The organism is Paraburkholderia sp., from assembly GCF_034668105.1.
In the GTDB taxonomy this organism is placed as follows: domain Bacteria; phylum Pseudomonadota; class Gammaproteobacteria; order Burkholderiales; family Burkholderiaceae; genus Paraburkholderia.
Genome location: NZ_JAXDPY010000197.1, coordinates 1 through 4,953, shown reverse-complemented (window position 1 = coordinate 4,953; position 4,953 = coordinate 1). Strand labels below are relative to the sequence as shown.

Genomic DNA, 4,953 nt, shown 5'->3' with positions numbered 1-4,953 from the left:
GTCGACTAGCGGCGGCGTAAGCACCGTGTAACATTGCGCCATGCACAATCATCTTGTCGTTGCGCTGGCTTACGACCGGCTCTGTACATTCGAATTCGGCTGCGTGACCGAACTGTTCGCGCTCGAGCGCCCCGAACTCGGCGTGGACTGGTATCGCTTCGCGGTGTGCGCGAGCGAACCCGGTCCGATTCGCGCCGCCGGCGGCATCACCGTCGCCGCGCCCTACACGCTCAAGCTGCTGGATCGGGCCGACACGATCGTCATCCCCGGCTGGCGCGATGCCGACGAATTGCCGCCCGAGCCGCTGTTGAAGAAAATTCGTGCCGCCTACCGGCGTGGCGCGCGCCTCTGTTCGATCTGCTCCGGCGTGTTCGTGCTGGCCGCCTCGGGCGTGCTCGACGGCAAAACCGTCACCACGCACTGGCGCTACGCCGACAAATTGCAGCAGCGCTATCCGCAATTGCGCGTTCAGCCGGATGCGTTGTATATCGACGAAAGCCAGATCATCACCTCGGCGGGATCGGCGGCGGGGCTCGATATGCTGCTGCATCTGGTGCGGCGCGATCATGGCAGCGCCGTCGCCAACCGGGTCGCCCAGCGGCTCGTGGTGGCGCCGCATCGCGAGGGCGGCCAGGCGCAGTTCGTGCCGCGGCCGATGCCGCAAGACGAGAGCGGGCGTCTGACGAAACTGATGGACTGGGTGCGCCGGCATCCCGCGTTGCCGCATACCTTGCGCTCGCTGGCCGAATGGGCCGCGATGAGTCCGCGTACGCTGCAGCGGCAGTTTCACGACGCTACCGGCATGGCGCCCTACCAATGGCTGGTGCGTGAACGCGTGGCGATCGCGCGAGAACTGCTTGAAGCGCCGACCCCGTTGCCGATGGCGCGTGTCGCGGAGCTGGCCGGCTTCGGTTCCGAGGAATCGCTGCGGCGGCACTTCCGGCGTATCGCCTTGACGAGCCCAGGCGCGTATCGTAAGAAGTTTGGCGTGCAGGCCGGAGCGCAGGCGGCCGGATAGGACCCGCATTGAGCCGCTTGAAGGGGAAACACATGTCCGATATTGCACAGATCATCGCCAGCTTCAATGCGGGCCGCGATCCTGAACGGCTCGCGATGAAATACAAGCTCATGCGCGGCTCGCCGTTCGTGTTTTTACGCGGCACCTGTCACCTGTTTTACGCGCGTCTGCCGCGAGACAATGTGCTCGACGAAGCGCCGCCGGTGTGGATTTGCGGCGACATGCATCTGGAGAATTTCGGTAGCTACAAGGCTGACAACCGCCTGATCTATTTCGACAACAACGATTTCGATGAGGCCTGTCTCGCGCCCAGTCTTTACGAACTGGTGCGGCTCCTGACGAGCGTCCTGGTCGGCGCGACCGACCTCAAGCTGAGCCGCGCGCAGGCACTCGCGTTGTGTCACACGGCGGTTGATGCCTATGGCGCGGCGCTGGCCTTCGGCAAATCACGCTGGATCGAGCCGGAGACATCGATCGGCATGGTGCGCGACCTGTTCGATGCGCTGGCGAGCCGCTCACGCGCCGCGCATCTCGACCGGCGCACCGTGCTCAAGGGCAAGACCCGCGTGCTGAAAGTGGATGGCAAGAAAGCGCTGCCGGTCAGCGACAAGGCGCGCGCTGCTGTCACCGACTTCATGAACAAATTCGCCGCGGGCGAACCCAATCCCGACTTCTATCGCATCATCGACGTGGCGCGGCGGATTGCCGGCACAGGCAGCCTGGGCGTGGACCGCTATGTGATTCTCGTCGAAGGCAAAGGCTCGCCGGACGGCAATTATCTGATCGATCTGAAAGAGGCGCTGCCTTCTTCGGTGACGCCGCATGTGCGCACGCCGCAGCCGAAATGGCACAACGAGGCGCAGCGCGTGGTTGAAATTCAGCGGCGCAATCAGGCGGTGTCGCAGGCGTTCCTGCATGCGGTCGATTTCAATCAGCGCTCGTATGTGCTGCGCAGTTTGCAGCCTTCGGAAGATAGGGTGGCGTTGAGCGATTGGGACGGCAAGCTGCCGCGGCTGGAAGAAGTGGTGAACAGCATGGCTGAATTGAGCGCGTGGGGGCAATTGCGCAGCGGTGGCCGGCAGAAGTCGTCGATTGCGGATGAGCTGATTGCGTTTGGTAATCGGCGGGATTGGCAGTTGCCGTTGATTGAGCTGGCGACGCAATGCGAGGCGCAGGTGATCGCCGACTGGAAGGTGTATTGCGAAGCTTATGATGGCGGCGCGTTTAATCTGGCGGTGAAAGGGGCTTGATGCGGCGCTTTCTACTTTCGCGCAGAAATGTCTTGCGATCGGACTAGTCGCGAGGTTTTCCCCTCTTTCCTTTCTTGTTGCCGTCGTCGCTACATCTCGATGGCCTACACGGTCTTTCGTGATGTCTCACGAATTGTTCTGAACGTATCGGCAGCCTCCGCTGCGAGGGCGCCAGGAAGCCGAAACTTTAGGATTTGTCGGATTCCCGCGATGGAGTCTTCCTTATAGGGTGCTTGGGCTTCAACCAAGTAAAACTAATAAGGAAGGCTATGAAAAAGAAAAGATTTGATGAGGGACACACGGGTGTGGCGGCCCGCCTGCTTGCCGCATTCGTGCTGCTTGTGGTCGCGTTTGGCGCAAACGCGGACGACTACTGCTATTCGCTCTACGCGAAATCCGGCGCTACGCCTGGTACTCCATCGTGCCGGTATGACGTGGCGGGTAACACGCCCGGAGGCATGGGGAACTATGCCTGCATCAATAACATATCCCTGATCGATCAGTGGTGCGCGACGCCTGCGACGGACGAACCGGAACAAAGTTGCCCGGTTGCTGACCCCGTGTATCCCGGCAGTGGCGCAGTCACGCTAACGGAGGCTGACTTCGTTAGCGGTGACGACCTGCCGATGCAGTTCAAGCGCACCTATCGATCAAAGTCGCTGGCCAGGAATGTTGCTGCGATGGGGCCGGTCTGGTTTCATAGCTGGCAACGCAACCTCGGACTGGCGAACGCCAACAGTGGCAGCTCGTCCAAAGTGCTTGCGTATCGCGAGAACGGTGAGCCGATCACATTCAATTGGTCTGCCGGCACCTGGCGCGCTGTGCCTGGAAGTTATCTGACGCTGAGTCAATCCGGTTCCGGATGGACACTCACCGATCTCAAGACCGATACCGTTGAGTCGTACTCAGCGCAGGGGACGCTGCTTTCGGAAAGCACGAAGACAGGATTTGTCCGCGCACTGGGCTATGACGGTTCAGGGCTGCTGACCACGATTACGCAGCATGCCGCAGGTACTGACGCGAGCAAGGACATTACGCTTCGTTTCGACTATGACGAGAAGCGGCGTCTTTCACGCCTGAATGATCCGCTTGGAGGCATGACTCAGTACGGGTACGACGCGAACGGCAATCTTGTTCTGGTCACGTGGCCGGATGGAAATGCACATCGCTATGTCTACGACGACTCCCGCTTTAAAAACGCGCTGACCGGTGAACTCGATGAGGTGGGCAATCGCATTGCGACCTGGAGCTACGATTCCCAAGGGCGCGCGACAGGGGTCAGCCATCCCGATTCGACTCGCAATGCGCAATTCAGTTACGGCGCGGGGACAACCTCCGTCACCGATAGCAAGCGCACGACGACACTGAATTTTTCTTCAGTCGGTGGCATGGTGCGGCCCACCTCCAGCAGTTCTGTTGACGGCACCATCAATCTGGCCTGGGATGCGTCGGGCAATCTGCTGAAAGATAGCGGCGCAGGCGGCAATACAGAGTACGCGTACGACGAGGTGGGACGGCCGGTTCGCATAACAGGCAATAGCGCGTCCGGCACCTCGATCACCACGATTCGCTACGCCGACGCAACGAGCCTGCATCCGTCGATCATCGCGGCGCCTGGCGTTATCCAGTCGGTCGTTTACGACGCACGGGGCAATGCGACCGGTATGAGCGAAACGCCGACCACGGACAGCACGGGGGCGAGTGGATTCGACGCGGTCAAATCGGACGGCGTGACGCGCGCCTACGGCATGGTCTATGACGCGTTTAACCGGCTCGCGTTCGTTCAGATGTATGAGGGCAGTGCGCTGGTGGGTCAGTGGGTGGTCACTCACGACGTCACCGGCAATGTCTTCTCGATCTATCCCACAGATGAGTACGTCGCTAGCGAGATAATTGCGCGTGATGCCAGTCATCGTCCTTTGCGCGGCTTTAACCCGACCGGCGATTTTAACTTGCGCTATGACCGGCGCGGGAGGATCGACCTCTTCACTTTTAATGAACGTGCGAGTCCGGCGAACGGTGGTGTCCGGCGCGTACTGAAGGTCAAGTTCAGTTTTTCACCGAACGGACAAGTTGTATCGCGCGTCGGCACCGTCGCGAAGAACGGCAGCATGCTTGACCTGAATGATGGCTCGGATATCGCGATCTCCAGCGATGAGATCGACCAGTGGATTGACAACTATAACTTCGGTGAATCGCCGGTGGGGCCACCCCCGAATCTCCAGGGCGCGAGACAGTTGCTGCGCGCGGGTTCGACCGTCGGCATGGGTACGGTTTGCAGTAGCTGTCATTTTTCGGCTGGCGTACCCGACGGCATACTGCGCGGCATCGTGTTTGTGTGGCAGCTGGCGAGGAATCCGGCAGTTCGGTATGGCATCGGGCAGGGCGTGCAGAAGGCCCGGGAAACGATCGAGCGCATCAAGGAGCAATGCAAACCGGTTGTCAAGGACACGTCTGAGATAAACTGGGGACAAAATCCTAACCAGCTGTATCACACCTTTCGGCACCTCGAAGAGCAGGGAATTCCTCAGCAACCTGTCATGAACGCGATCCGAGAGGATCTCGCGGAGAGGGGTTCCACAATTCAATTGGGGGACAATGCGACTACGTTGACCGTGACGGTTGACGGTCGAGCAATCGACTACATCGCATTCCGCCAGTCTAGCAACACGATACGTGTGGGCT

The 4,953-nt window shown here is 60.3% G+C and carries 3 protein-coding genes; all 3 read left to right on the top strand.

What is annotated here, in order from left to right:
• Positions 1–40: 40 nt before the first annotated feature.
• Positions 41–1,018 (top strand): transcriptional regulator FtrA, encoded by a 978-nt coding sequence (gene ftrA / locus QOC89_RS09265; protein WP_323044750.1) that lies wholly within the window; start codon positions 41–43, stop codon positions 1,016–1,018.
• A 32-nt stretch (positions 1,019–1,050) separates the two neighbouring features.
• Positions 1,051–2,268, top strand: a complete 1,218-nt coding sequence (locus tag QOC89_RS09260) for a DUF2252 domain-containing protein (RefSeq protein ID WP_323044749.1) — start codon at positions 1,051–1,053, stop codon at positions 2,266–2,268.
• A gap of 269 nt (positions 2,269–2,537) precedes the next feature.
• On the top strand, positions 2,538–4,953 hold a 2,416-nt coding region (locus QOC89_RS09255; RefSeq protein ID WP_323044748.1), incomplete at its 3' end, for a DUF6531 domain-containing protein.

What these genes read in the sequence shown, in the direction of transcription:
- ftrA (WP_323044750.1), top strand. Translation starts at nt 41, where the DNA reads ATGCACAATCATCTTGTCGTTGCGCTGGCTTACGACCGGCTCTGTACA.
- QOC89_RS09260 (WP_323044749.1), top strand. Translation starts at nt 1,051, where the DNA reads ATGTCCGATATTGCACAGATCATCGCCAGCTTCAATGCGGGCCGCGAT.